Raw genomic sequence first — 26072 nt, 5'->3', positions numbered from 1 at the left:
ATAGGTTGATAATAGCAACACAGTTACCTACGGGTTAAACAGATGGACGTGATGCCTGAGGATACGACGCGGCGAGGCTTTCTGACGGTTGCTGGTGCCGGTGCAGCCACAGCGCTCGCGGGTTGTTCCAGTGGCCCGTCCGAAGAGTCCACCGCGACGGACGAACCGACCGACAGCACGGACGACGGCGGCGACGAGTCCACCGAGTCCTCCGACGCTTCCGACGACAGCACGTCGTCGGTGAGCAACACGCTCCAGATGATGTCTCCGGGGCCAGTCCAGACACTCGACCCGATCAACGCCAAGGGGTCGGGCGTCGGATTCAACCAGTACGGCAGCTCCCTGATGGACTTCCCGAACGGAGAGTACCCGCCGGAAGGGGCGGTCATCGAGGACTACTCGATGTCCGACGACGGGCTGACCTACACCTTCCAGCTCAAACAGGGCGTCTCCTTCCACGACGGGACCGAACTCACCGCCGAAGACGTGGTCTACTCGTTCCGTCGCCTGGCCGGCTCCGAGAACTCTCGGAACCGCGACGACATCATCGGCGAGACGATGACGATCGACCACGAGAAGGACGCGTCCCGGTCCGAGCCCGCGGACGAGGAGAGCCTGACCGACTACGTCCCCGGTTCGCTCGCGGTCGAAGCCGTCGACGACTACACCTTCGAGTTCACGCTCGCCTCGCCGTTCCAGTACACCCTCTCACAGATCGCCGGAGGCACGTTCGCGATCCTCCCCGCCGGCTCGGTCGGCGACGTCGAAGGGTACGACGGCGAGTACGAGTACAACGAGTTCTTCAGTACGGCGGGGGACGGTCCCGCCTACGCCGGCCTCGGTCCGTTCGAAGTCGACGAGTGGAACAAGGGCGACGCGCTCCAGCTGACGGCCTTCGACGACTACTACGGCGAGGGTCCGGAACTCGACGGCGTCACGATCACCGTCGTCGAGAGCGCCAACACGCGCTTTAGCCGCTTCCAGAACGGCAACGCCGACCTCATGCAAGAGGACATCTCGACCGCCGCGTTCAACCCCAACAGCGTCTCCATCGAGGAGACCAGCGGGAGCCAGTCGGTCGGGACCTACACCTTCGACGACGGCACGACGGTCAACTACGGCGAGATCCCGGCGCTCCGGACCGAGTACATCGTGTTCAACTGTCTGGAGGTCCCGCTCCCGGTCCGACGCGCGTTCGCGTACGCGATGAACCAAGACGAGATCGCAAAGAACGTCTACAAGGGCACGGGTCAGCCGGCCTACCACATGACGCCACCGGCGGCGTATCCGACGTTCGAGGACGGCGTCGGCAGCGCCGAGACGTACGACCGCCACGCCGAGAACGGCTATCAGTCGGTCACCGAGTTCGGGGCCGACGGCTACCCGTACGGCTACGGCGAGACGCTACTGGACGAGGCCCGGTCGGTGATGGAGGAGGCGGGCTACGGCGAGAACGACCGCTACGAGATCACCGCGACGACGATCGCGGGCGACAGCGCCTACGGCTCCGTGTTCACCCGTCTCCAGTCGAAGCTCCGGTCGGCCTACATCGACATGAGCATCGAGGAGTCCCAGTTCGGGACGATCATCAGCCGCGCGATCAACGGCGACATGGAAGTGTTCGGCCTCGGCGACGGGATGGAGTACCCCGGCCCACAGAACTTCCTGCGATTCCTCTGGGGGAACAACCCCGGTTCGCAGTTCACCCGCTGGGGTGCCGAGGGCGGCTTCTACACCGAGGAGTACCGCCAGACCGCGATGGACGCCTGGGAGAACAAGTACCAGCCCGACGACTCGACCCAGCAGTCCCGCAACGAGGCCTTCCAGATCGTCGAGGAGATGAACTGGGCCTCTGTCCAGGAACTCCCGACGGTCAACCCCGTCGCACAGCGGTTCTGGCAGGACTACGTCGACGTCGAGATGCACGGCGTCATGGGCAACCAGACGTTCGATCAGGTCACGAAAGGCGAGTAACCGACTGCTCTCACATATGTATCTTCGAGGATATGGTTTCGTTCGGGCGGTGGGGCACCGCAGCCGGGGTGAGCGACGGTGAGCCGACTCCGATACATCGCCAAACGGGTGGCACTGTCGGTCCCGGTCGTCTGGCTCGGGACGACGATGACGTGGGCGATCATCTATCTGGGACCGATCGATCCCGCGACGCGACTGCTCAGTGAGGGCCAGACACAGAACCCGGCGGCCTACGAGGCCGCACGGACCCAGCTCGGGCTCGACCAGCCCCCGCTCCAGCACTACTTCGACTGGATGGGGAGTCTGCTGACGTTCGATCTGGGGCAGACGTGGCTGTTGTACCAGGGCTCGGACGTGAACGCCCTGATTCTCGATTTCCTGCCCCGAACGCTGTGGCTGGGGTTCTGGTCGGTCCTGATCGCGGTGTGTATCGGCGTTCCACTGGGCTTCTACGCGGGGATGCGATCGAACACGGCGTCTGACTACGTCGCCTCGATGGGCGGGATCGTCTGGCGCGCCATGCCGAACTTCTGGCTCGGGATCATGCTGCTGGCCGTGCTCGGCAGTTCACAGGCGATCTTCGGCTTCGACTGGCAGTCGCTGTGGATCGAACTCGACGCCCTGACCGGCAGCCCCGACCTCTCGCGGCTCCACACCGTCGAGGGCTTCCTCGCGGCGACGAAGAAGGTGCTCCCGGCGGCGATCGTCCTCGGCTCGGCCTCGATGGGCAACGAGATGCGGATCGGCCGCACGGCCGTGCTCGAGGTGCGAAACGAGGACTACGTCGATCTCGCGAGAGCAAAGGGCGTCTCGGAACGGGCGCTGGTCTGGAAGCACATCTTCCGGAACGCGCTGATTCCGCTGGTCCCGATCATCACCAGCGAGGCGTTCCTGCTGATCGGCGGCAGCGTCCTCGTCGAGACCGTCTTCAGCATCAACGGGATCGGGCTCCTCTTCTTCAACGCGGCGACACAGGGTGACCTCCCGCTGGTCGGGACGCTGATGTACGTGTTCATCCTGTTGATCGTCGGCGTCAATCTCCTGCAGGACGTACTGTACACGGTGATCGATCCGCGGGTCGGACTGGAGGGTGCCTGAGATGGCCGGCGCACACGGGCCGTCTTCGGACGCCGACGACACGGCAGAGGCCACGCCTGAGACGGCCTCGACGATCCTGCCGACCGAGTCGCCGACGCTCGTCTGGGTCGGTCTTGGCGCTGGACTGCTCGCGCTCGAAGTCGGCGCGCTCGCGACGTTCCTCGTGGCGATCCTGAGTGACGCGCTAGCGGCTGCGTCCCTCCCCGGCACCGGCTTCGTCGAGGGGATCGAGGCTGCGGCTCGCCAGTTCCCGACGCTGCTGTCCCGCGAGACCGTCCCCAACGAGGGGTACTGGAACGGCCAGCGGTGGGTCGGGACGTTCCTCGGACTCCGGCCCGAGGTCGCCTGGGGGATTCGCGTCGCCCTGGTCTACCTCTACGCGCTCGCGGTCGCGGGCTGGGCGGTGCTTGGCTATCGGCTCTACCGCCGGGAGTACCGGGCGGCCGACTGGACGCCGCGAGACGACGTGATCGATCGGTTCCGCAACCACGGCTGGGGGCTGTTCGGCCTGGCGGTCGTGTTCATGTTCGTCGTCATGGCGGTGTTCGCTCCCGCTCTCGGACCGACGACCGTCGACAAGAACATGCGCAACTCCTACGACAACGAACTCACCTACTGGGACGCCGAGACCGACTCCGTCGAGACGATCCTCGTCGGCGAGGCCAACCTCGCGTCCCAGTCTCGGGGCGACGGCGAGGAACGCGTCGGACCGATGGAGTACGACGACTTCGGACGGTTCCACCCGTTCGGGACGCTCCCGACCGGGCGGGACCTCTTTACCTTCATCGCCGTCGGGTCGCGCATCTCGCTGGTGATCGGCCTGCTGTCGGTCGGGCTCAGCGTCGGCGTCGCCACGTCGCTGGCACTGATCGGCGCGTACTACAAGGGCCGTGTCGACCTCGGAATGGTGCTCGTCTCCGACGGGGTGATGGCGATGCCACAGTTGCTGTTGTTGATCATGCTCACGACGGTGCTCAAAGACACCTGGGTCGCGGGGCTGTACAGCGGTGCCTTCTTACTGGCCCTGATCTTCGCTTTCACGGGCTGGACGTACATGTGGCGCTCGCTGCGCGGACCCGCACTACAGGTCTCGGAACGACAGTGGATCGACGCGGCAAAGAGCTTCGGACAGCGCCCCCGCACGATCATGCGCCAGCACATGTTGCCCTACATCACTGGCTACCTGCTGATCTACGGGTCGATGACGCTGGGCGGGGCGATCATCGCCATTGCCGGGCTCTCCTTCCTCGGACTGGGCGTCTCTCCGCCGACTCCAGAGTGGGGTCGCGCGGTCAACCTCGGCCAGGAGTACGTCGATACCGGCTCGTGGCACATCTCGCTGATTCCGGGCCTGCTCATCACGCTGGTGGTCACCGGCTTCAACGCGCTGGGCGACGGGATCCGTGACGCTATCGACCCCCGTTCGGACGCTGCCGGATCGGACGCCGACGACGGGGCCGCCGCCGGCAGAGGTGGTGGCGCGTGAGCGACGAGCCACTGCTGTCGGTGCGGGACCTCGAAGTCGTGTTCCACACCGAGCGCGAGCAGATCCACGCCGTCGACGGCGTGAACTTCGACATCCACGAGGGCCAGACGGTCGGCCTCGTCGGCGAGTCGGGGTCGGGCAAGTCCGTCACTGCCCGGTCGATCCTCGGGCTCGTCGACGAACCCGGCCGGATCGAGGGCGGCGAGATCCTGTACCGCGGCGAGGATCTCACGGAGAACAACTGGGCGGACCACCGCGGCGACATCGCGATCGTGTTCCAGGACCCGACCAACTCGCTGAACCCCGTCTACACGATCGGCAACCAGATCGAGGAGGCCCTGCGCATCCACCAGGGCCTTCGCGGCCGGGCGGCTACGGAGCGCGCGATCGAGTTGCTGGAGGACGTGGGGATTCCGGACGCACCGCGACGCGTTGACGAGTACCCCCACCAGCTCTCTGGCGGGATGGCCCAGCGGGCCGTCATCGCGATGGCGCTGGCCTGTGATCCGGACCTGCTCGTCTGCGACGAGCCGACGACGGCACTGGACGTGACGATCCAGGCTCAGATTCTGGACCTGCTCGCGGAGCTGCAGGCAGAGCAGGACCTCGCGATCCTCTTTATCACCCACGACATGGGCGTCATCGAGGACGCGACCGACTGGGTCAACGTCATCTACGCGGGCGAGGTCGTCGAGCGTGCGCCCACCGAGGCGCTGTTCGACCAGCCCGCCCACCCCTACACGCGGGCGCTCCTGGAGAGCATTCCGGGGCGGACGGACCCGGACGAGCGCCTCCCCACCATCGAGGGAGAGGTCCCGACGCCGACGGGACCGGCGACCGACTGCCGGTTCGCGCCGCGGTGTCCCAAGGCCTTCGAGGACTGTCGCTCTGTGGCCCCCGAGCACGTCTCGCTCGACGGGGAACGGTCGGCAGCGTGTCTCCTCCACGAGCCGGCCCGCAGCGACGGGGGTGAGCCACAGTGACGGCCCGCGAAGACCCCGTCGTCTCCGTCCAGTCGCTGAAGACTTACTACCACGACGACAGCATCGTCGGCGCGAAACCGCCCGTCAGAGCCGTCGACGGCGTCGACCTCGACATTCGCGAAGGCGAGACGGTCGGACTCGTCGGCGAGTCCGGCAGCGGCAAGACGACGCTCGGACGGACGATCATCGGGCTCGCGGACGCGACCGAGGGCGTCGTCGAAGCCGACGGACTGGACGTGACCGAGTTCGACGCAGCGCAGGCCCGCGACTGGCAGCGCCGCGTCGGCATGGTGTTTCAGGACCCCGAGGAGAGCCTCAACGACCGAATGACGATCGGCGAGATCGTCCAGGAACCCCTGAAGGCACACGACTGGCCGGTCCTGACCGCCGCCGTCGACGGCGACGCGACGGTTCGGGGCAGCGGCGTCAGACCGGCAGAGCCCGACGAGACGGTCGATCTCACGATCGGCCTCGACGGCGACGTGACGGTTCGGGACGAACTGCCGCTGTCGGCCGACGCGGTCAGCGCCGCTGTCGACCGGAGCGGCGACGCACCGACGGTCGACGTCACCGTCGAGAAGTCCCGCGCGGAGATCAGGCGGGATCGGGCCTTCGACCTCCTCGACCGGGTCGGGCTCTCGGAGCAGCACTTCTACCGGTACCCCCACCAGTTCTCCGGGGGCCAGCGCCAGCGCATCGGCATCGCTCGCGCGCTCGCGCTCGAACCCGAGTTCGTCGTCCTCGACGAACCGGTCTCGGCACTGGACGTGTCCGTCCAGGCCCGGATCATCAACCTCCTCGAAGACCTGCAAGACGAGATGGGGCTGACCTACCTCTTTATCGCCCACGACCTCTCGGTCGTGCGCCACATCGCCGACCGCGTCGCGGTGATGTACCTCGGCAACGTCGTCGAACTGGGGCCCACGGAGTCGGTCTACTCCGATCCTCACCATCCCTACACCGTCTCGCTGCTGTCTGCCATCCCGGGGAGTGGCTCCCCCTGGTCGGGCGAGCGAATCACGCTGCGCGGTTCGCCACCGAACCCGCGGGACCCGCCCGCTGGCTGTCCGTTCGCGACGCGGTGTCCGGCGAAGATCCGGCCCGACGACTACGACCTGCCCGAGCGGACCTGGCGCGCGCTGGACGAGCTCCGCGTCGTCTTCCGGACGCGAGCCCGGGCCGAGGCTTCCGCGGCCGAGACGATCAAGCGGCTGATCGGACTCGACGTGGCCGGTCAGGACCTCCGGGAGACCGTCTCCGACCTGCTGGCGGACCACGATCTCCCGCCGGCGGCCCAGTCGACCGTCGACGCGGCGGTAGAGCTGGCTGCCGGCGGCGACGACGACGCGGCGGCCGAACGGCTCCGAGAAGCCTTCGGGTCGCGGTGTGACAGCGAACACCCCGAACCCTACGACGGCGGCGAGGATCGGACGAGCCAGTGTCTCCGTCAGGAGGCTGAGTACGACGGCGTCGCCGAGACGATCCGTGCCCGCCAGGAGGAAGAGTCGTGAGCGATCCGGACGCTCTCGCGCTCCGGGCCGCACGGGCGGGTGCCGAGCGCGCACACGACCTCTTTCGCCGCGACCTCGCCGTCGAGACGAAGTCGGGCAAGACCGACGTGGTGACCCGCGCCGACCGCGAGGCACAGGCGGCCGTCGCGGCGGTCGTCGACGACGCGGACCCCGACGCGACACTCGTCGGCGAAGAGGCGGCGGCAGCGAAGTCCGTCCCCGAGACCGGCCGCGCGTGGGTCGTCGATCCGATCGACGGGACCCACAACTACGTCCGCGGCGGGCGCTGTTTCACGACGAGCGTCTGTCTCGTCGCGGACGGCGAACCAGTCGCCGCGGCCAACGTCCTCCCGGCGATGGACGACACCTACCGGACCGTCGACGGCGGCGTCGCACTGAACGGGACACGGGTCACGACGAGCGACCGGACCGACCCCGAGCGAGCCATCGTCTGTCCGACGATCTGGTGGCCGATGGATCGCCGCGACGAGTACGCCCGCGCGACGCGGGCCATCGTCGAGCGGTTCGGTGACCTGAAGCGGCCGGGCTCGGCACAGGCCGCCCTCGGCCGGCTCGCGGCCGGCGAACTCGACGGCGTGATCACGAACGTCGAGACCAACCCCTGGGACACGATCGCCGGCGTCCACCTCGTCCGCGAGGCCGGCGGTCGGGTCACTGATCTCGACGGCGAGCGCTGGACGCACGACGCACGCGGGCTCGTCGCGTCCAACGGCCCGCTCCACGACGCGGTCCTCGACGCCGCCCGATCGATCGACGCGAGGTAGCGCCTTCGGGGCCTACCCCTCGACGGTACTCGTTCTATCGGTGTTTCCCAGTCCGAACGCCAGTCGACAGCCGACGGTACCGATGACGGCGACGACCGCTCGGCCGCCGAACCCGATCGACACGCCCGCGAGCGTCGCGAGCGTGTTCGTCAGCGAGAAGAGGACGACGACCGGCAACACCCAGCTGACCGTCAGCAGCCACGGCACCGCCAGCGAGTCGAACCGACCGGCTCCGGCGCGAAACTCCGCCAGCGCCTCGTCGCCCAGGAGCCAGGCGACGATCGCCAGAAAGGCGAACAGACCGACCGTCAACAGCAGGTCCGCGACCGTTCCCGAGACGAACTCGAAGATCGAACTGGCAAGTGCCAGCCCGCTGCCGGTGGCCGCGAGCAGCGCCGAGATCAGCGCCGTTGCCCGGCGTCGGGGGACGCCGACGGTGTCGACGAGCGTCGCCACCGGCGTCTCCAGGAGGCTGATCGCGCTCGTCACGGCGGCCATCAGCACGGCCGCGAAGAAGGCAGTCGCGACGAGTGCGCCACCGGGCAGCGACGCGAACGCTCGCGCGAGCGCGACGAACAGCGCACCCGGCCCTCCCTGTCCGGGGTCGATCCCCTGCGAGAACAGTAGCGGGATGACGACCAGGCCCGCGAGGACGCCGATGAGCGTGTTCGAGATCGCGATGACGAGCGTGTCACGCGGCAGCGACGCGTCCTCGTCCAGATACGAGGCGTAGGTCAGCATCACCCCGGCACCGAGCGAGAGGGTAAACAGCGCCTGTCCCGCCGCCGGCCCGAGCACGCGCAGGAAGTTCGCCGCCAGGTAGTCGGCGTCGAACCCGAGGTAGAAGGCGTAGCCGTCGGCGGTGCCGGGCTGTGTCGCCGTCCACGCGGCGAGGCCGACGAGCAACAGGACGACGCCGGGGAGCATCACCTTCGAGACGCGTTCGATGCCCCGGCTCACGCCGAAGAAGACGATGCCGGCGACGATCCCCAGGAACAGCAGGTGAAACGCGACCGCTTCGAGGCCGTAGTTGACCGCGCCGAAGTACTGCTGGGGCTGGTCGAAGTACGCTCCCGTCGGCGACACCAGCAGATAGCGGAGGATCCACCCGCCGACGACCGAGTAAAAGGAGAGGATCACGAGCGTCGTGAGGACGTTGAACCCCCCGAGCACGGACCCCCAGCGCGAGTCGGTCAGCGAGCGCAGCGCCCCGACGGGCGTCTGTCGGCCCAGTCGACCGAGGACGAACTCGGCGAGCAGTCCCGGGACGCCGACGCCGACGACGATCAGCAGGTAGACGAGGAGAAAGGCGCTCCCGCCGTTGCCGGCCGTCAGCCACGGGAACCGCCAGAGGTTCCCCAGCCCGGCCGCACTGCCGACGGAGGCGAGCACGAATCCGACGTTCGATACCCACGAGTCACGTGTAGCCATTCGTGTACAGATCTGTCTATCGGGGAAGTAAAGCGGTGTTGGTTCGGCGCGTGCCCGGCCGAGAGGCCGTCGCCGACGTACCTGGGATGTCCAGAGCGAGCGAACAGATGCTCGGTCCTGATACTGCCGGCTGTACATCTGTGACCGATTTCGCCACCCCGTGGTGGCGAAGCTCTTCACGAAGTGACAGCCGGCAGTACGACATCCCCGACGGCGACGCCGTGGCCGCCCGTGCGCTGGTCGCCGTGATGTTTTATACCACTCTGCGTACTTTCACCCACTGTGTTACGCGACCGACTCCGAGACGCCGCCCTGGGGCTGCTTGCGGTCGTCGCAGTCGCACTGACCGCTCGGACCCTCCCCACGGCCCGCCAGCGAGCGCCCCGCGGTGACGGGGCGGGCGGGGCAGGGGTCGGCGAGGGTGGCGGTATTCCCGCACGCTCGACCGGGCCCCTCCCACAGTTGCTCGACGTGCCCCTGCTCGCGGAACTGGTCGCGCTCCTCGCCGTCCTGTTCGCGCTGGTCGCTCTCTGGGGGCTGTATCGGCACTGGCCCGCGCTCTTCCGGGTCGCCGTCCCGGTCCTCGTTCTCTCGCTGGTACTGGCTGCCCTGCTACAGGGCGTCCCCTTCGACCCCATCCCGAAGCCGTCCAGCGGCAGCGTCCCCGGCACCGACAACGTCAGCGTGGGTGCGGGCGGCGGTGGCGGCACGGCGACGGAGCCGTCGGTGCTGTCGATCGCACTCGTGGTGGTGATCGCCGTCGCGGTGGTCGGGATCGCCGTCGCCGCGAACCGACGACCGGCCGACGGTTCGACCGACGACCGGACCGACCCGGACGACGACGAGACGAGCACGGCCGTCGCGGTCGGGCGGGCCGCCGGTCGAGCGGCGGACCGCATCGAGGAGACGGCCGCGGTGGACAACGAGGTCTACCGGGCCTTCCGCGAGATGACGGCCCGCCTCGACGTGGCCGACCCGGAGACGACGACGGCCCGCGAGTTCGAGCGCACCGCCGTCGAGTCGGGGCTGAGCGCCGACGACGTGGCGGCCCTGACCGACCTCTTCGAGCGGGCGCGGTACGACGACTACGAGATCGACGGGGACGACGAGCGGCGGGCGATCGAACTGCTGCGCCGGATCGAGTCCCGGTACGCGGAGGGCGAGCCGTGAGCCGCGGTCGTCTCCTCGCGGCCGTCGGGCTCGTGGCCTTCGCGGTCGGCGTCGGGGCGCTCGTCGCGCCGGGTGCGTTCGGGCTCGGCATCCAGCGCTACGCCGTCGTCGTGATCGGTCTGCTGGCGGTCGCCGCGGCGCTTCGCGTCGTGCAGGGGCGACGCCACGCCCCCAGACGGCGCGCCGAGACCGCGATGCCGGAGGCAGTGCCCGCAGTTCCCTCGCCGGGCGAGGAGCTAGACGCCGTGCTGGCGGCGTTCGACCCCACGCGCTACGGGACGGCCGACCGCCGCCGGAAGCAACTCCGGCGCGTGGCCACCGAGGTACTGACGCGCTACCGGGGCGACAGCGAAGCGACGGCCCGCGAGGCGATCGAGCGGGGCACCTGGACCGACGATCCCGTCGCCGCGGGGTTCCTCGCAGACGAACGCTCGCGCCCTCCGCTCACCGACCGACTCCGCACGCGCCTGGGCGGTACGTCACCGTACTGGCAGGGGATCGAGCGCACCGCCCGTGCGATCGCCGAGACGGCCGGCGTCGACACCGACGACCGCGACGGCTCCACCCGCCCGGGACTGGACCGGATCGTCGGCTCGCTGGACGGCCGGGACGCGGGCCTCGACCGGGCCAGCGCCGTCGCGGATCCGACGCCGACGACACGCTCGACGGGACACTGGCGCGGGATCAGCGCGGCCGCGCTGGCAGCCCTCGGCGTCGGCGTACTGGCCGAACGAGCGGGCGTCGTCCTCGTCGCCGTCGTCGGGATCGCCTACGCGGCCGCCGCTCGCAAGCGGACGCTCTCCGCGCCGACGATCTCGATCGAGCGCACCGTCGAGCCCGCCGACCCGGAGCCCGACGAGGCCGTCACCGTCACGCTGACCGTCACCAACGAGGGCGAGGGGCCGGTGTGGGATCTGCGACTCGTCGACGGCGTTCCGCCCGCCCTCTCCGTGGTCGAGGGGTCCCCGCGGCTCGGGACGGCGCTGTGGCCGGGGGCCAGTGCGACGATCACCTACGAGGTGGCCACACAGCGGGGCCGCCACGAATTCGGCCCCGCACAGGTCCTCGTCCGAACGTTGCCGGGCAGCGTCGAGCGCGAGCAGGCCGTCGAGTCCGAGACGGCGACCGAAATCACCTGCGTCCCGCCGCTCCGGCCGATCGACGAACCGGTCCCGCTGCGCCGCCAGCCCACTCGCCACACCGGGCGCGTCGAGACCGCCACCGGCGGCGAGGGCGTCGAGTTCTTCGCCACGCGCGCGTACCGCTCGGGGGACCCGCTGTCGCGGATCGACTGGAACCGCCACGCCAGGACCGGCGACCTCGCGACCCTGGAGTTCCGCGAGGAGCGAGCCGCGACGGTGGTGCTGGTGATCGACCGCGACGAGGCCGCCGCGGTCGGTCCCTCACAGCGGGGCCAGACCGCCGTCCAGCGATCCGTCGACGCCGTGAGCCGGCTGTTCACGACGTTGCTCGACGACGGCAACCGCGTCGGCATCGCCGCGCTCGGGGCTCGCGACTGCTGGCTCGGGCCGGGTGCGGGCGACGCCCACCGCGTCCGGGCCCGGGAGCTGCTCGCGACCCACCCCGCGCTCGCCCCCGGCGAGACGCCCGAGAGCGTCTTGCCGTTCGGCTGGCTGGCCTCCCTGCGGAGCCAACTGCCCGGCGACGCACAGGTCGTCCTCCTCTCGCCGCTGTGCTCGCCCGCCGTCGCCACCGTCGCCCGCCAGCTCGACGCCGGGGGCCACCTCGTGACCGTCGTCAGCCCGGACCCGACGACGACGGCCTCCGGGGCCGGCCAGCTCGCGACGGTGGCGCGGCGCTTCCGGATCGCCGACCTCCGGGCCGCCGGGATCCCCGTCGTCGACTGGCCGTGGGAGCAGTCGCTGCCGGTGGCGCTGGCCCGGACGGGGTGGTCGGAATGACCGGGATCGATCGCTCGCCGACCCGGACCAGCAGCGCGCTCGCGGTGCTTGCCGCCCTCGTCGCGCTCGCGGCCGCTGGAGCCACCTCCTGGATCGCGCTCGCCGTCGGCACCGTCGGCGTCGCGCTCTTCCTCGCGGGCGTCGCCCTCGCACGACACGCCGCCGTCTCGACCGGGGCCGCGGCGCTGTTCGTCGGCGTCCTCGCAGCCGGCGTCCAGGGCGCACCGGTGACGGCGCTGCTCGTCGGTGCCGTCGCGACGGTGGTGGCCTGGGACAGCGCCGGGACGGCGATCGACCTGGGGGCACAGCTCGGTCGGTCGGCCACGACGGTCCGGCTCGAACTCGTCCACGCCGCCGGGACGGCCCTCGTCGGTGGTCTCGCCGCGGCCGTCGGCTGGTCGATCTACCAGCTCGGTCTCGGGACCCAACCCCTGACGGCCCCCGTCTTCCTGCTCGTCGCGGCGCTGTGTCTGGCCGGTGCGCTGGCGGCGCGAGGGGGCGGGTGAGTGTTCTCGTTCCACAAGGGATTTGACTCGCTCTGGCGTGTGTGAAAGTATGTCGTTTCTCCGCCCCTCCAGGCGATCGTTCGCCGTCGCCGTCGGCACTGCGACGGCGGTGCTCGTCGGTGTGCCCGCTGTCGCGTTTTTCCGCACCGCAGTAGTCGCTCTGATCCCGCTCTCGATTGCACTCCTCTGTGGCATCGCAGCCGCGGTGTTGGCGCTGCGTGTTCCTTCGCTCCCGGCTACGCTCGTCCGGGCTCGTGTCCACCTCGGCGTGCTCGTCGTGCCGCTTGCCGTCCTCGTGCTTGCGCCGTTCTTCTTTCCACCGCTCGATCTCGGCGGGTCACCAGACGACGGACTCTTGCTGGGTCTGATTGCAGTGCTTGTAGCGAGTGCGGTCATCTACGTGGCGACAACGAATCGGTACGCCGCTCTGCTGACCGGGACCGACTCGCCGATCGCCGAGTGGCGTTCACGGCCGGACGAGCGGTACTGCCGGCGCGTCAGGATCGCGACCCTCGTCGGGGGGATCATCGCCATCGCTTCGATGGTGTTCGTTCATACGCCGTTCGTAGGTGTTCGGCCTGGCATCGGCGGCATGTTGATCGGCCAGTCGATCTTCTACGGCCGAAGCCGAACCTACCAGCTGTTCGACGAGGGCCTGCTGATCCGAGCCAGCGGCACGGTCGTGTACCAGTTCGTCCCGGCCGGACAGTTGTCGTCAGTCGAACACGGTACGGACGCGCTCTCGATTCGGCGCTCGCTGCCGTGGCCGTTCCCGATCCGCTGTGCGATCGACGACCTGGCCGACCCCGACGATCTCCTGGCGACACTCGGGGACGCAATTGGGCGACGAAAGTGAGTTGCCGGTCTACTCCGGGCGCGGCTCGGCGTCGATCGCCGGGTCGTGACGGTGGCACTTGACCGGCCGCCCGTCGACGGTGACTGTCGCTGGGACCTGCTGCTCGCAGACGCTCGGGAGGACGGCCGCCAGTCGCTCGGACGCCCGGTCGAGGTCGCCGTCCGCGAGCGCGGCTACGGCGTCGTCGACTCCCTCGGCGATCGCCTCGTCGTCGATCGCCCCCGGCAGGTCGAAGACCGACCGAATCGTCGCCGGGTCGGGCGGGTCGGCGAGGTCGATCGACGCCGGAAGCTCGCCCGTCTGGACGGTAAAGCGGAAGCTCGCCAGCCGCTCCCACGTCGCCGCCGAGAGTTCTTCCGGGCCGACGATGGCGGGACAGCGCGTGTGGAATCGACAGCCACTCGGCGGGTCGGCGGGATCGGGGATCGTGTCCGTGAGCGGGCGAACGAGCGAGCGGTCCGACGGATCGAGGCTGGGAACAGAGTCCAGCAGGACCTCCGTGTAGGGGTGAGCGGGGGCGTCGAGCACTCGGTGGGTGGGGCCTCGCTCGACGATCTCACCGAGGTACATCACCGCGACGCGGTCGCAGAACCGCCGGACGACGTCGATGTCGTGGCTGACGAACAGCAGCGACACGTCGAACTCGCGGCGGACCTCTTCGAGCAGCGCGAGGATGTCCGACTTGACTCGCGCGTCCAGCGCGCTCGTGGGCTCGTCGGCCACGACCAGGTCCGGGTCCACGACCAGCGCGCGGGCGATCGCCAGGCGCTGTTTCTCCCCGTCGGAGAACTCGTGGGGGTAGCGGTCGGTGTCCGCGGCGTCGAGGCCGACCCGCTCCAGCAGGTCCTCGACGATCGCCCGTCGCCGGTCGGCGTCGTCCATCCCGTTGAGCGCGAGCGGCTCCGCGACCGCCTCCCCGACCCGGATGCGTGGGTTGAACGCCTCGTTTGGGTCCTGGACGACCAGCTGGACGCGGCGGCGGAACGACCGCCGCTCCGCATCGGAGAGTTCGCTCACCGGGTCGCCGTCGAAGCGGACGGTGCCGCCGGTCCGCTCTTCGAACCCCAGCAGGGTGTGGGCGAGCGTCGTCTTCCCGCTGCCGGACTCGCCGACCAGGCCGAACGCCTCGCCCTCGCGGATCTCGAAGCTCACGCCGTCGACGGCCCTGACGCGTCCGACCTCGCGGCGGAGCCACCCCTCGGTGATCGGGTAGTGGCGTTCCAGGCCCTCGACCGCGAGCAGCGGCTCGCCCTCGGCGTCGGGTCGCTCAGTCATCGTCGTCCCCCGTCGCGCTCTGCTGGACGGCACGGCCCGCAGACTGGATCACCTCGCCGTCGTAGCCGTCGCCGTAGTAGACACACGAGGCGGCGTGGCCGTCGATGCTCGCGCCGTCGTCCACGGTGTGGAATCCGGGCTGTTCCCCGCCGGCACACGACTCGACGGCGTGGGGACACTCCGCGCGGAAGCGACAGCCGTCGGCGGGCAACTCGTCGCGGGAGGGCCGTTCGGCGAGTCGCGTCGTCCCGTCGTAGCTGTCGAACAGCGCCTGCGTGTAGGGATGGGCCGGCCGGTCGAACACCGCCTCGACGGGGCCGCGCTCGACGATGGTGCCGCCGAACATCACGAGCACGCGGTCCGCCAGCGCGGCGACGACCCGGAGGTCGTGGGTGATCAACAACAGCGCCATCCCGTCGTCGAGCAGCCCCCGCAGCAGGTCGATCAGGCGGGCCTGGACGGTCACGTCGACCGCCGTCGTCGGCTCGTCGGCGATCAGCAGGTCCGGCTCCGCGGCCAGCGCGATCGCGACGGCGACCCGCTGGGCCATCCCGCCGGAGAACTCGTGGGGGTAGTCGTCGACGCGCTGGGCCGCTCGGGGGATGCCGACACGCCCCAGCAGGTCGATCGCCCGCTCTCGGGCCGTCGCCTCGTCGACCTCCCGGTGGATCGTGATCGCCTCGACGAGCTGGTCGCCGACCGAGTAGACGGGATCGAGGGCGTGCTGGGGGTTCTGGAAGACGTGACCGATCTGCGCGCCCCGAATCGCAGAGCGATCCGTGTCGGCCGCCCGGAGGTCGATTCCGTCGAAGGTAACCGAGCCGCCGACGATCTCCGCGGGGGGCTGTGGGACGATGCCGGTCAGGGACTCGCAGGTGACGCTCTTGCCGCTGCCGGACTCGCCGACGAGACAGACCGCCTCGCCCCGATCGACGGCGAAGCTCACGCCGTCGACGGCTCGGACGGTCCCCCGGTCTGCCCGGATGAGCGTTCGGAGGTCCTCGACTGCCAGCAGCGGGTCCGCCGGAGGATCGGAGTGATCGCCCGACATCTCAGTGCTCACCTCGCGGATCCAGCACGTCGCGGAGCCCGTCGCCGACGAGCTTCAGCGAGACGACGGTCGCGGCCAGCGCGACTGCGGGGGCCGTCGAGACCCACCACACCTGGTGGGCCGTCCCGCGGTCCGGACTCAGCCCCTCGGCGATGGTCGAGCCCCAGGAGTACAGCTCCACGTCCGAGAAGCCGAGGAAGGCGACCCCGGCCTCTGCGACGATCAGTATCGCGACGAGGTGGACGACCGCGGGCACGAGCGTGTTCGTGACGTTCGGAAGGACGTGCCGTCGGGCGACGTACCAGTCGGACGCGCCGAGGCTGCGCGCGACGACGACGTAGCCGTCCTCGCGGCGCTGGAGCACTTCGCTGCGGACCAGCCGCGCGACCGGCCCCCAGCTCAGCAGTCCGAAGGTCGCCAGCAACAGCGCCAGCGACGCGCCGACGTACATGTAGCCGACGAAGTAGAGGAAGATCGCGGGGATGCAAAGCTGTACGTCGACGTAGGTCCGCAACACGTCGTCGAGGCGACCGCCGCGGAAACCCGCCGTGACCCCGACCGCGGTCGCCAGCGGGACGACGAACGCCAGGGTGAACACGACGACGTAGATGGCGACGCGTGCGCCCGACACCAGCAGGGATTCGACGAGCTGGCCGCGACCGTTCGTCCCCAGCGGTGCCTGGAGCGATCCCTCGCAGTACCGCTGGATCCCCGTTCCCTGTCGGATCTCGCCGGCACAGCTCGGGCTCCAGCCGGCGTCGGCTGCAAAGCCCAGCGGCGGCTGGTAGACGTATCCGAAGTTGAGTTCGGGGCGGCCCAGTACGAGCGGCAGGACGGTGCCGACGACGAAGAGGCCGCCGAGAAAGCAAAGCGCCGCGACCAGTACCGGCCGGTCCCGTATCGCGCTGGCGACGCGCAGGGTCGCCTCGCGGTTCCGCACCGCAGGGACGACGCCGTAGGCGGTCAGGACGACCAGGCCTGCCATCACGGCCCAGTCGACCGGCGTCACGGCCCACTCGGCGACGAGATAGACGTGGGCCACGTATCGGTCGTACAGCCAGAGGGCCGCGACGATCAGGAGCCCGACGGCGAGGATCGTTCGCTCTGGGGTGACGGTACGTCGCGTGGCGTCGACCGCTGACCAGTCGACGCGCTCGAACCGGGGACGCTCGGAGGGCGCTGCCATGGAGGGTTGTGTCAACACGTACCAGCCACTCTGATAAATCTATCCGTTCCTTCGAAGGCACATCGGTCACCGTGGGAGGTTTTTTCACACCCGACGCCAAAACGATGCCTCGATGCCCTCCACGAACGTCTTCTGGACGCCCCATCGATCTCGCTCCCAGCGCCGAACCGACTCGCGGACACACCTGCACTCGCCATGAAGTTCCTCCGCGTCGTCGCCTGGCGCGTCGCTCTCGGTGGCGTGGCCGCCTGGGCGGTCCTGACGGCGGTGTTCGGGCTCTTTACGCTCACCGAAGACTGGGTGTTGCAGCGACAGGTCGGCGCGCTCAGGTGGGCCGGCGAGGAGGAGGACGCCATCGCGGCCGTCCGCGACCAGTACCTCGGGACCCGCGGGCTGGATCGCCCGCTCGCCGTCCAGTATCTCGACTGGCTGGGCAACATGGTGACCCTCGACTGGGGGCGCTCGTTCGTCACGGGCGATCCCGTCTTCGGGACCGTCCTCGCGGCGGCGGGACGGACGGCGATGTACGTGCTCCCCGCTTTCGCACTCGCGGTTGCCGTCGGCGTCGCATTCGGGCTCTTCCTCGCGCTCCGGCCCGAGAGCCGTCTCGGGAGCGTCGGGCTCGGGACGATCTACCTCGCCTTCGCGGTCCCGAACTTCTGGCTCGGGGGACTGCTGGTCTCGCTCGCGCGTGCCGGCGTGATCTCGCGGCCCCCGCTGGTCTTCGAGCACCTGTTGCCCATCGTCCTCACGGCGACGACGCTGCTCGGCGGGGTCGTCAGCTACGCCCGCGCTCACGCCGCCGAGCACGCCTCGGCCGACTTCGTCCGCCTCCTGCGGGCCAAGGGGGCCGGCTCGCGCCGCGTCGCGACCCACGTCCTCCGGAACGCGGCGGTGCCGATCTTCTCGCTCGTGTTCACCGAGGCGCTGGCGCTGCTCGTGCTGGCGGTGTTCGTCGTCGAGGTGCTCTTCGGGATCGACGGCTTTGGCTCCCTGCTCTTCCGGTCCGTCGACCAGCGCGACCTCCCGGTGTTGCTGGGCGGAACGCTGGTCATCATCGCGGTCGGCGTCGTCGGCAACGTCGTGCAGGACCTCTCCTACGGCGTGCTCGATCCCCGGATCGACGACTCGGGGCGCTGAGCGCTGCAACGCTTATGCATCTCCCAGCCCCACGTTCGGGTATGGAGACACGCCCGCTCGGCGACACCGGTCAGGACAGCACTGTCGTGACTTTCGGTACGATCGCGCTCAACTGGCTCGAACAGGAGGGCGCGGATCAGCTGGTCGAACACGTCCTGGACTACGGCGTCAACCACTTCGACGTGGCACCGACCTACGGCGACGCGGAACTGAAGCTCGGACCGAAGCTCCGCCAGCACCGCGAGGAGATCTTCCTCGGGTGCAAGACCCAGGAACGCGACTACGAGGGGGCCTGGGAGATGCTCGAACGGTCGCTCGACCGCCTCGGCGTCGACACCATCGACCTCTATCAGGTCCACGGGCTGGAGTACGAGACGGAACTCGACGCGATCACCGGCGACGACGGCGCACTGCAGGCCTTCCGCGAGGCCCGAGCGGAAGGGCTGATCGACCACGTCGGGCTGACCAGTCACAGCGAACCGGCGCTCGTCCTCGACGCGATCGATCGCATCGACGACCTCGACTCGCTGATGTTCCCGCTGAACCCGGTCGTCGCCGCGAAGGACGACGGCGACCACGACTACGAGGCGGTGCTCGATCGGGCCCACGCGGCCGACATCGGGACGCTCGGCATCAAGGCCTTCGCCGCCGGCTCCTGGCCCGACACCGACGAGCTCCCCGAAGCAGATCGCCCGTTCGCGAACTGGTACCGACCGGTCACGGCCCCCGACGAGATCCGGCGGCGATTCGACTTCGCGGCCTCTCAGGGGCTCACCAGCGTCGTCAGCGCGGGCGACCCCAAGCTCGTGACGATGATCCTCGAAGCCGCCGCCGACTACGAGGCGATGGACGAGGCCGCCCAGCGCTCGCTGATCGAGCAGGTGCGCCACGACGACAGCCCGGTCCCCGAACAACTCCACCACTGAATGGCCGTCCCCAGCACGGTCACCGCCGCCCTCGCGGATCGCCCGGTCGAGGGCCGACGCTGTCTGGAGGCCGGTGCCGGCGTCGGCAACACGACCGCCGGACTCCTCGATGCCGGGGCCGAGCGGGTCTACGCCGTCACGAACGACCGAGAACACGCCCGGACGACTCGCGAACGAGTGGCCGACGACACGCGATCCGACCGGCTGGCCGTCCTCGACGCGGATCTTCGCACGCTCGCGCTGTCCGACGATTCGATCGACCTGATCACGGCCCACGGGCTCTGTAACGTCCTCGATCCCGCTGCGCTGTCGGCGGTCGCGGCGACCTTCCGCCGCGTCGCAGCGCCCGGCTGTCACCTCGTGATCGACGACTACGCTCCGCTGCCCGAGACGGCTGCCGTTCGCGAACTGTTCGCCGTCGAGAACGCCGCTTCGGAGCTTGCGACTGGTGGGCCGGCGCTGACGTTCTACCCGCCCGACGCGCTCAGACGCTGCTTCGTCGGTGGGGGCTGGTCGTTCGACCGCGAACGGACGCTGCTCGATCCGGTGCCCTGGACTGGGGCGCATCTGTCGGCCCACGCCGACGTGGCCCGCGACCACGCGGCGGCCTGTCCGGGGGATCTCGGCGACCGACTGGCAGCGCGTGCCGACCGACTCGCGACGGAGATCGGCTCCGAATCTGTCGGTCGGATGTACAGCCTCGCATTTCGGCTGCCGGCGTGACTCGTCCGCGCTAGCTCAGCGCCGATACCCGCGTCCGCGCAGACCGAGAGCGTCGCGCTGAGCCCGCTCTTTACTCCGTCTGTCGAGGCTCGCAGTCTGCAGTCGCCGAGACCGCCGCTGCCGTCTCTCGATCGTCGTCCGCCACCGACTAGTCGCCGTCTGCCGCCGACTGTTCGTCTTCCCCGGCCGACTGGTCGTCGTCCGCCGCCGGCTCTCCGCCGTCGACGGTGAGTACGTCCGTCTCGACCGTGACGAGGCCGCTGTCTCGCGGGGGCGTCGTCTCAGGCCTGGCCGGCCGCGCGTCGTCGGGGCGCTCCGAGACTGCTCGTTCGGTCTCGTCGGCGCGCTCCAGCGCCGTCTGTTCCACTCCGTCGGGTTCGTCCTCCCTTCGGGACGGCTCCGAGCCCTCGGTGGCGGTGTCGAACCGAGCGAGTCGATCGGTGAGGACGGCCGCGTCGTCGGTGAGCGTCCCCGCGCTGTCGGCGATGGCAGCGACCGCGTCGGTCTGGGCGGCGGCCGACTCCGCGGCGCGGTCGGTGTCGCCGTCAGTGCGCTCGCTGATCTCCGTGACGGCTTCGACCATCGCCACGACCTCCTGGCTGGCCGCCGCCTGGCTGTCGGTGGTGTCGTCGATCGACTGGACGCTCTCGTTGGCCCGCTGGACTGCTTCTCCCAGTCGCTCCAGGGAATCGAGGCTCTCCTCGATCGTTTCGATCCCGTCGGCGACGCGGTGTTGCATTCCGCGCACGTCGGTGACGGTGTCGTTTGCCGTCGTCCGGACGCGCTCGATCCGGTCTTCGATCTCGCGCGTCGCTTCTCGGGTCTCTGTCGCGAGCTGCTTGACCTCGTCTGCGACGACCGCGAAGCCGTCGCCGGACTCGCCGGCCCGCGCGGCCTCGATCGAGGCGTTCAGGGCCAGCACGTTCGTCTGCTCGGCGATGCCGTCGATCAGGGTGACCACCTCGCCGATCGCCTCGACCTCCTGTTCGAGGGCCGCGATCGCCTCGGCCGTCTCGGTCGTGGTCGACTCGATCTGATCGAGCGTGTCGACCGACGCGGCGGCGAGTTCCGCGCCGCGCTCGCCCTCCGTGGCGGCCTCGCTGGTGACGGTCGCGGCCTCGTCGGCCGAGGCGGCGACTTCTTCGATCGCTCCCGAGAGGTCACTCATCTCGTCGCTGACTGTCTGTAGTCGGTCGTACTGGGTCGTGGCTCCTTCGTCGATTCGCTCGATGGCCTCGTCGACCTCGCGGTTGGCCTCTGCCACGTCGTCGGCACAGGCAGCGACCTGGTGGCCGGCATCGGCGACGCTGTCCGCGAAGCGCTGGATCTCTTCGATGGTCGTCTCCATCTCCGCGAGCATCGCGTTGCACGACTCGGCGATTTCGGTCATCGCAGCGCTCTGGCCGGCCGGGTCGAGTCGCTGGGTCAGGTCGCCGTCCCTGACCCGGCCCATCGTCGTCGCGAACTCACTGGCCTGAGTCTCCAGGTGGTCGCTGAGCTGCTCGGCCTCGTGTCTCGCGGCCTCGGCGTCTCTCCGGGCCGCGTCGAGGTCCTCGATCATCGTCTCCAGATCGGTCGCCATCTGGTCGAGTGCGATCCCCAGCTCGCCCGGCACCTCGTCGTCGAGCACCGGCGCGTCGAACCGCTGGTCGGCGATCGCGTCGGCCTGCCCGGCGACCGTCGACAGGTACGCGTGGATGTCACCGACGGAGGCGACGACCTCGCCGAGTTCGTCGTCCCGGTCGTTGTCCGGGGCCGTCGCGTCGAGATCGCCCGCGGCCACCGCACCGGCGTAGTCGGTAAGCTGGTCCAGCGACCGGACGGTGTTGCGACCGAGCGTCAGGCCGACGGCCCCGAGCCCGAGGACGACCGCTCCGATCAGTACCAGCAACGGCCGTGTCACCGTTCCGACGAGCGCGTACGCGTTGTCCCGTGGGGCGTGGACGACGACCGTCCAGTCGGTTCCCTCGACCGGCGCGTAGGCGACGAGCGCGTCGCCATCGACGGCCGTCCCGGCGGTCGAGCCGTCGAGCACGCCGCTCTCGCCCGCCTGCCCGCGTTCGATGGCCGTCGACTGTACTGACGAGGCCCCGGCGTACTCGCTGCCGATCGCACCGGTATCGTTCGCGAACGCGACGCGTCCGTCGCCGTCGACGACGCGCGTCACGCTGCCTTCGACCGGGCTCCGGAACTCACCGGCCACCCGCGACACGTCGGCGACCAGGACGACCGCCTTGTTGCGCTGAGACGGCACCGGGCTGACGAACGCCATCACCGTTCGACCGCTGTCGAGCGTGTACGGCTCCGAGACGAGGACGGTGTCGATCTGGTCGAACGTCACGTCGTCCTGTGCCCAGGGGTCGCCACGCTCCCGGAGATTCTGCTGTGAGAGCGTGTTCATCGTCGTGGCCGCGACGTCCAGGTTCGCCGTGTCGACGTAGTGGAGCGCGACCACGTCGTCCGGGAGGTCGTTGTACTCGGAGTTGAGCGTCGAGGCGATCGCTCCGGTGGCCAGCCAGTGGTTCTTCGACACCTCGCGGGCGACGAGGCGTCGCTGCTCGACCCAGTTTTCGAGGTCGTTGGCCGTCAGTTCGCCGACTGTCTGTAGCTCGCTGTCGACGTCGGCTTCCAGTTCACGGGCGACGGCCTCCTGCGTGTAGATGCCGACCGAAGCGGTCACGAGCAGGAGGATCACCAGCGCGACGCCGAACTTGGCCATGTAGCTCTCGCGCAATCGCGCGGGGACGAATCGCCGCTTCCAGTCGCGCCCACGTGGCGGTGTCATCGTCTGGGGCGACGACCAAACCACGCGTAAGTATTACCCGCCAGTTCTCAACAGAAATTTGCGCTACTGTCTGCTATATACAGGAATTTGTGTGGACAAATAACGTGGTCAGTGCGCCGGCTCCCGGCGGTCGCCGTCCCACGAGTTCACTCTCTGGAGCTGCGAGCGATGCCACGACCGGACGGCCCGCACTCTCTGGCTTCGCTGCGTGACACACGATCTCGATATATCAAAAATGTATACTACCTCGAAAGAAGACTATTGGGGGCAAGACGCCACTCAGAACAGATCCTGACCATTCGATCCCCGACGTAGCACTCCGTCTCTGTCTGGCGACTGTCCAGCGTGAAAAACGGCGATAAATTCGTCTTGTCGGGGTTAGCGTGTGTTCTGGCGTCGTCACTGCAGACGCTCCGCGTCTCGGCGAAGGCTGCTGGTGGGACACTACAGGGCTAAACGGCTCGTATATGCCGCTCGGAGTCGTGTCTGCACGGCGGCGGTGACGGCCCAGCGTTCGCCATCGTCGGACCGCCTCGACCGACAGATAGATACATCATTTTTCTTATGGAATAGTCGAAAGACAATACAGCTAATAATAGTTCCGGGGACCGGATCCCCGATGCGGGGATATTTTTATACCCCCCGAGCGACAGCGATGAGTATGGGATACTTCGACGACCGGCCGTCCGTCTCGACGGACTTCACGTATCGCGGAATGGACGCCGCGATTCTGGAGAACGAGCACCTCCGCGTGCTCGTGCTCCCCGGCAAGGGTGGCGACATCCTGGAGTTCCGCGACAAGCGTACCGACGTGGACGTGCTGTACCACGCCGACTACCAGTGGGACCCGCCCGGCGACCGCGTCATTCCCTCGACGGAGATGACGTGGAACGAGCACTACCCCGGCGGCTGGCAGCTGAACCTGCCGGTCGCTGGTGGTCCGATGTCGATTCCGGGCAACCACTACGACCACCACGGCGAGAGTGCGCTCATTCCGTGGGACGCGACGGTGACGCGGGACGACGCCGACGCCGTCACCCTCGAACTCTCGACGCGTCTCCGGCGGTACCCCTTCGCGGTGACCCGAGAGCTGACGCTGCCGGCCGACGAGTCGAGCTTGGAGGTGGCCGAGTCGGTGACCAACGAAGGCGAGTACGAACTCGAATACGCCTGGCAGCACCACGTCGCGCTCGGTCGGCCGCTGATCGGCCCCGACGCGCGTCTCGACGTGCCCGCGGGCGAGAGCTACATCGACGACTACCCGGAGGGCCACGAGACCAACCGCCTGGCGGGCGACCAGCACTTCGAGTGGCCGACCGCCGAGGCCGTCGACGGGGAGGACGTGGACCTCACCGCGTTCCCGCCGACCGACAGCGAGATCCACGACCAGGCGTACCTGCTGGGCGTCGACGAGGGGTGGTACGCCGTCACCAACAGGGAACTCGACGTTGGCTTCGCGCTGTCGTACCCGGCCGAGCACTTCGAGTCGCTGTGGTACTGGCAGGCCTTCGGCGGCATGGACGAGTCCCCGTTCTGGGGCCGCAACTACACCGCGGGGCTCGAACCGACGACGGCCTACCCCGGCCACTCGTACCCGGAGGCACAGCGCAAGAACGGGACGATGAAGACGCTCGAACCGGGCGAGACCGTCTCTGTCGAACTCACGGCGAGTACGTACGGCGGCCGCGAACGAGTCACGGGCGTCGAGAACGGCGTCGTCGAGTAGCGCGACGCCGCCGTCGCTCGACACTGTCAACAATACCCACGGTAAGGGTTATGTATCGCCAGGTGTTTCATTATAGTGCATGACAGTCTAGCCGCCAGCTCTCGTAGTAACGATAGTACTGTCGTTACTACACTGCAAACTCGATCGGTCGCCACACACTGCCTGTTCGCCGTGCCCGACGGCCACTACTGCCGGCTGTCGCCGTTTCGGAGACGCGTCGTCCAGGGCGACGAGACACGATACAGACGGACAGACAGTACGAGCGGGCTGTCAGCGCCTGCTCTCGGAGTGGCCCCTCGGTGTTGGCTTCGGTCGACGCCTCCCCCCACCCCGCTAGTCCACGGCAGAGCCGTCGCCGACGTTCCACAATGTGAAACAGACCGGCAGAGGTCGGCCGATCGTACTGCCGGGACACCTGTCCTGAGTGTCGCCCCGTGAGCGGGGACGACGAACTGGTCACGACGACGCGCACGTGGACGGTCCAGTGCCGTTCGTGTGAGTCCTCGTCCGGAACGGCTACCGACGGTTGCCCTCGCACTCGCTGGGACAGGCTGTCGATCGACCCTCTCACGGCAGATAGCTGCCTGTTCCCCATTGTGAAACAAGCGTGTCGTGCTGTCTCGGTGGGCGCGTCGGGACGCATCGACGGTGCGTGACGACGACGCTCCGGCTCGTACTTCCGGCTGTCCGTCTGTAAAGAATGTTGCGACCCCGTGGTCGCGAATATCTTGAAACAGTGATAGCCGGCAGTATCAGGCGATTTTGGCTTCGATCTCTCGCACCGTACTCAGTACCATCCCCGGTACGTCCTCTTCGAGTCGTTTGCTCGACAGTCGGCTCGCGGTGCCGGCGACGTAGACGGCACCCTGGTAGTCCGCGAATTCGATGGGCACCGCGACGCTGTTGACGTCGGCACGCTGTTCGCCCCGCGCGAAGGCGATCCCTCGCTCTCCGATCCGTCGGAGTTCGCTCCGGAGGCGGTCGGTGTCGGTGATCGTGTCGGGCGTCAGCGACACGAGCGGTTCTTCGAGGATCTCGTCGACGCTCTCGTCCGACAGCGTCGAGAGGATCGCCTTCCCAGGGGCGCTGCAGTGGAGATGACGCGTCGTCGTCATCGAACACGCCTCCGGGTGAGAGCCGACCGTCGAGTAGATATCGACGGCCTGGCGGTCGTGTTCGAGGACCAGTCCCGCCGTCTCGTCGGTGGTCTCGGCGAGACTGTCGATCGCCGGCTTCGCCTGGGCGTAGGGCTCGAACGAGTCTTTGACGTGCTCACCCACGTCGATAAAGCGCGGGCTCAGTCGGTACGCCACGTCGTCTTTGTCGACGTAGCCTTCCGACCTGAGCGTGTTCAAGTGTTTGTAGACCGTACTCTTCGAGATGTCCAGTTCCGTCGCCAGCTCGGTGATGCGGACGCTCCCGTCCGTCTCGGTCATGTATTCGACAATCCTGAACGTCTTGCCTAGCGCGGTCAGTGTCCCTCCGGTGTCCCCCGTAGCCATACGGAGGCATTGATGCCTAAGCGTGATAAGTGTTCA

Annotated in this window: 20 protein-coding genes; 14 read left to right on the top strand and 6 right to left on the bottom strand. The window is 68.8% G+C overall.

Translation table 11 applies throughout. The annotated features are described in order from the left end of the window. Window positions 1-51 precede the first annotated feature (51 nt). The 6 genes from IL252_RS04815 (at window position 52) to IL252_RS04790 (ending at window position 7837) form a co-directional block, all read left to right on the top strand. Complete coding sequence (locus IL252_RS04815) at window positions 52-1974, top strand: ABC transporter substrate-binding protein (protein ID WP_208627077.1); 1923 nt, start codon at window positions 52-54, stop codon at window positions 1972-1974. A 78-nt stretch (window positions 1975-2052) separates the two neighbouring features. Continuing rightward, window positions 2053-3072, top strand: coding sequence for an ABC transporter permease (locus IL252_RS04810; protein WP_012807646.1), 1020 nt, complete (start codon window positions 2053-2055; stop codon window positions 3070-3072). Window position 3073: 1 nt separating this feature from the next. Next, complete coding sequence (locus tag IL252_RS04805) at window positions 3074-4558, top strand: ABC transporter permease (protein ID WP_208627075.1); 1485 nt, start codon at window positions 3074-3076, stop codon at window positions 4556-4558. Next, window positions 4555-5541: an ABC transporter ATP-binding protein gene (locus IL252_RS04800; RefSeq protein WP_208627073.1), complete on the top strand. Its 987-nt coding sequence runs from the start codon at window positions 4555-4557 to the stop codon at window positions 5539-5541. Before IL252_RS04805 ends, IL252_RS04800 begins: the two co-directional genes overlap by 4 nt. Beyond that, complete coding sequence (locus tag IL252_RS04795) at window positions 5538-7052, top strand: ABC transporter ATP-binding protein (protein ID WP_208627071.1); 1515 nt, start codon at window positions 5538-5540, stop codon at window positions 7050-7052. Before IL252_RS04800 ends, IL252_RS04795 begins: the two co-directional genes overlap by 4 nt. Continuing rightward, on the top strand, window positions 7049-7837 hold the full coding sequence (locus tag IL252_RS04790; RefSeq protein WP_208627070.1) for an inositol monophosphatase family protein: 789 nt from the start codon (window positions 7049-7051) through the stop codon (window positions 7835-7837). The genes IL252_RS04795 and IL252_RS04790 overlap by 4 nt, the downstream gene beginning before the upstream one ends. A gap of 12 nt (window positions 7838-7849) precedes the next feature. On the opposite strand, the gene IL252_RS04785 is transcribed toward IL252_RS04790, so the two are convergent. Further along, a complete protein-coding gene (locus IL252_RS04785) occupies window positions 7850-9268 on the bottom strand; it encodes a sodium-dependent transporter (protein ID WP_208627068.1) in 1419 nt (472 codons plus the stop codon). Window positions 9269-9550: 282 nt separating this feature from the next. Between IL252_RS04785 and IL252_RS04780 the strand changes: the two genes are divergently transcribed. Genes IL252_RS04780 through IL252_RS04765 form a run of 4 tightly spaced genes read left to right on the top strand, consistent with a single transcriptional unit; the run spans window position 9551 to window position 13722 of the window. Continuing rightward, the gene (locus tag IL252_RS04780) at window positions 9551-10438 is read left to right on the top strand and encodes a DUF4129 domain-containing protein (RefSeq protein WP_208627066.1); all 888 of its coding nucleotides are present in this window, start codon (window positions 9551-9553) and stop codon (window positions 10436-10438) included. Further along, window positions 10435-12360, top strand: coding sequence for a DUF58 domain-containing protein (locus tag IL252_RS04775; RefSeq protein WP_208627064.1), 1926 nt, complete (start codon window positions 10435-10437; stop codon window positions 12358-12360). Before IL252_RS04780 ends, IL252_RS04775 begins: the two co-directional genes overlap by 4 nt. Beyond that, the gene (locus IL252_RS04770; RefSeq protein ID WP_208627062.1) at window positions 12357-12866 is read left to right on the top strand and encodes a hypothetical protein; all 510 of its coding nucleotides are present in this window, start codon (window positions 12357-12359) and stop codon (window positions 12864-12866) included. Before IL252_RS04775 ends, IL252_RS04770 begins: the two co-directional genes overlap by 4 nt. Window positions 12867-12915: 49 nt before the next feature. Continuing rightward, complete coding sequence (locus IL252_RS04765) at window positions 12916-13722, top strand: hypothetical protein (protein ID WP_170092448.1); 807 nt, start codon at window positions 12916-12918, stop codon at window positions 13720-13722. A gap of 9 nt (window positions 13723-13731) precedes the next feature. Here IL252_RS04765 and IL252_RS04760 read toward each other — a convergent pair whose 3' ends face one another. Genes IL252_RS04760 through IL252_RS04750 form a run of 3 tightly spaced genes read right to left on the bottom strand, consistent with a single transcriptional unit; the run spans window position 13732 to window position 17234 of the window. Continuing rightward, window positions 13732-14997 carry an oligopeptide/dipeptide ABC transporter ATP-binding protein gene (locus IL252_RS04760; protein WP_208627060.1) on the bottom strand — a complete coding sequence of 422 codons (1266 nt, stop codon included), beginning with the start codon at window positions 14995-14997 and terminating at the stop codon, window positions 13732-13734. Further along, window positions 14990-16048 carry an ABC transporter ATP-binding protein gene (locus IL252_RS04755; protein ID WP_208627058.1) on the bottom strand — a complete coding sequence of 353 codons (1059 nt, stop codon included), beginning with the start codon at window positions 16046-16048 and terminating at the stop codon, window positions 14990-14992. The genes IL252_RS04760 and IL252_RS04755 overlap by 8 nt, the downstream gene beginning before the upstream one ends. A gap of 1 nt (window position 16049) precedes the next feature. Next, on the bottom strand, window positions 16050-17234 hold the full coding sequence (locus IL252_RS04750; RefSeq protein ID WP_208627056.1) for an ABC transporter permease: 1185 nt from the start codon (window positions 17232-17234) through the stop codon (window positions 16050-16052). A 195-nt stretch (window positions 17235-17429) separates the two neighbouring features. On the opposite strand from IL252_RS04750, the gene IL252_RS04745 reads away from it, so the two are divergent. From IL252_RS04745 to IL252_RS04735, 3 genes are read left to right on the top strand one after another with little or no spacing between them, the layout of a single operon-like run. Beyond that, the gene (locus tag IL252_RS04745; RefSeq protein WP_208627054.1) at window positions 17430-18374 is read left to right on the top strand and encodes an ABC transporter permease; all 945 of its coding nucleotides are present in this window, start codon (window positions 17430-17432) and stop codon (window positions 18372-18374) included. A 41-nt stretch (window positions 18375-18415) separates the two neighbouring features. Continuing rightward, a complete protein-coding gene (locus IL252_RS04740) occupies window positions 18416-19300 on the top strand; it encodes an aldo/keto reductase (protein WP_208627052.1) in 885 nt (294 codons plus the stop codon). Next, entirely contained in the window at window positions 19301-20023 is a 723-nt protein-coding gene (locus IL252_RS04735; RefSeq protein ID WP_208627050.1) for a class I SAM-dependent methyltransferase, read from the top strand. It begins immediately after the preceding gene. A gap of 148 nt (window positions 20024-20171) precedes the next feature. On the opposite strand, the gene IL252_RS04730 is transcribed toward IL252_RS04735, so the two are convergent. Continuing rightward, on the bottom strand, window positions 20172-22808 hold the full coding sequence (locus IL252_RS04730; protein WP_208627048.1) for a methyl-accepting chemotaxis protein: 2637 nt from the start codon (window positions 22806-22808) through the stop codon (window positions 20172-20174). 661 nt (window positions 22809-23469) lie between these two features. On the opposite strand from IL252_RS04730, the gene IL252_RS04725 reads away from it, so the two are divergent. After that, window positions 23470-24534 carry an aldose 1-epimerase gene (locus tag IL252_RS04725; protein ID WP_208627046.1) on the top strand — a complete coding sequence of 355 codons (1065 nt, stop codon included), beginning with the start codon at window positions 23470-23472 and terminating at the stop codon, window positions 24532-24534. 752 nt (window positions 24535-25286) lie between these two features. Here IL252_RS04725 and IL252_RS04720 read toward each other — a convergent pair. Next, a complete protein-coding gene (locus tag IL252_RS04720) occupies window positions 25287-26036 on the bottom strand; it encodes an IclR family transcriptional regulator (protein ID WP_208627044.1) in 750 nt (249 codons plus the stop codon). Between the last annotated feature and the right edge of the window lie 36 nt (window positions 26037-26072).

The organism is Halomicrobium sp. IBSBa, assembly GCF_017612575.1.
GTDB lineage: Archaea > Halobacteriota > Halobacteria > Halobacteriales > Haloarculaceae > Halomicrobium.
This window is presented reverse-complemented; position numbering and strand designations above follow the sequence as displayed.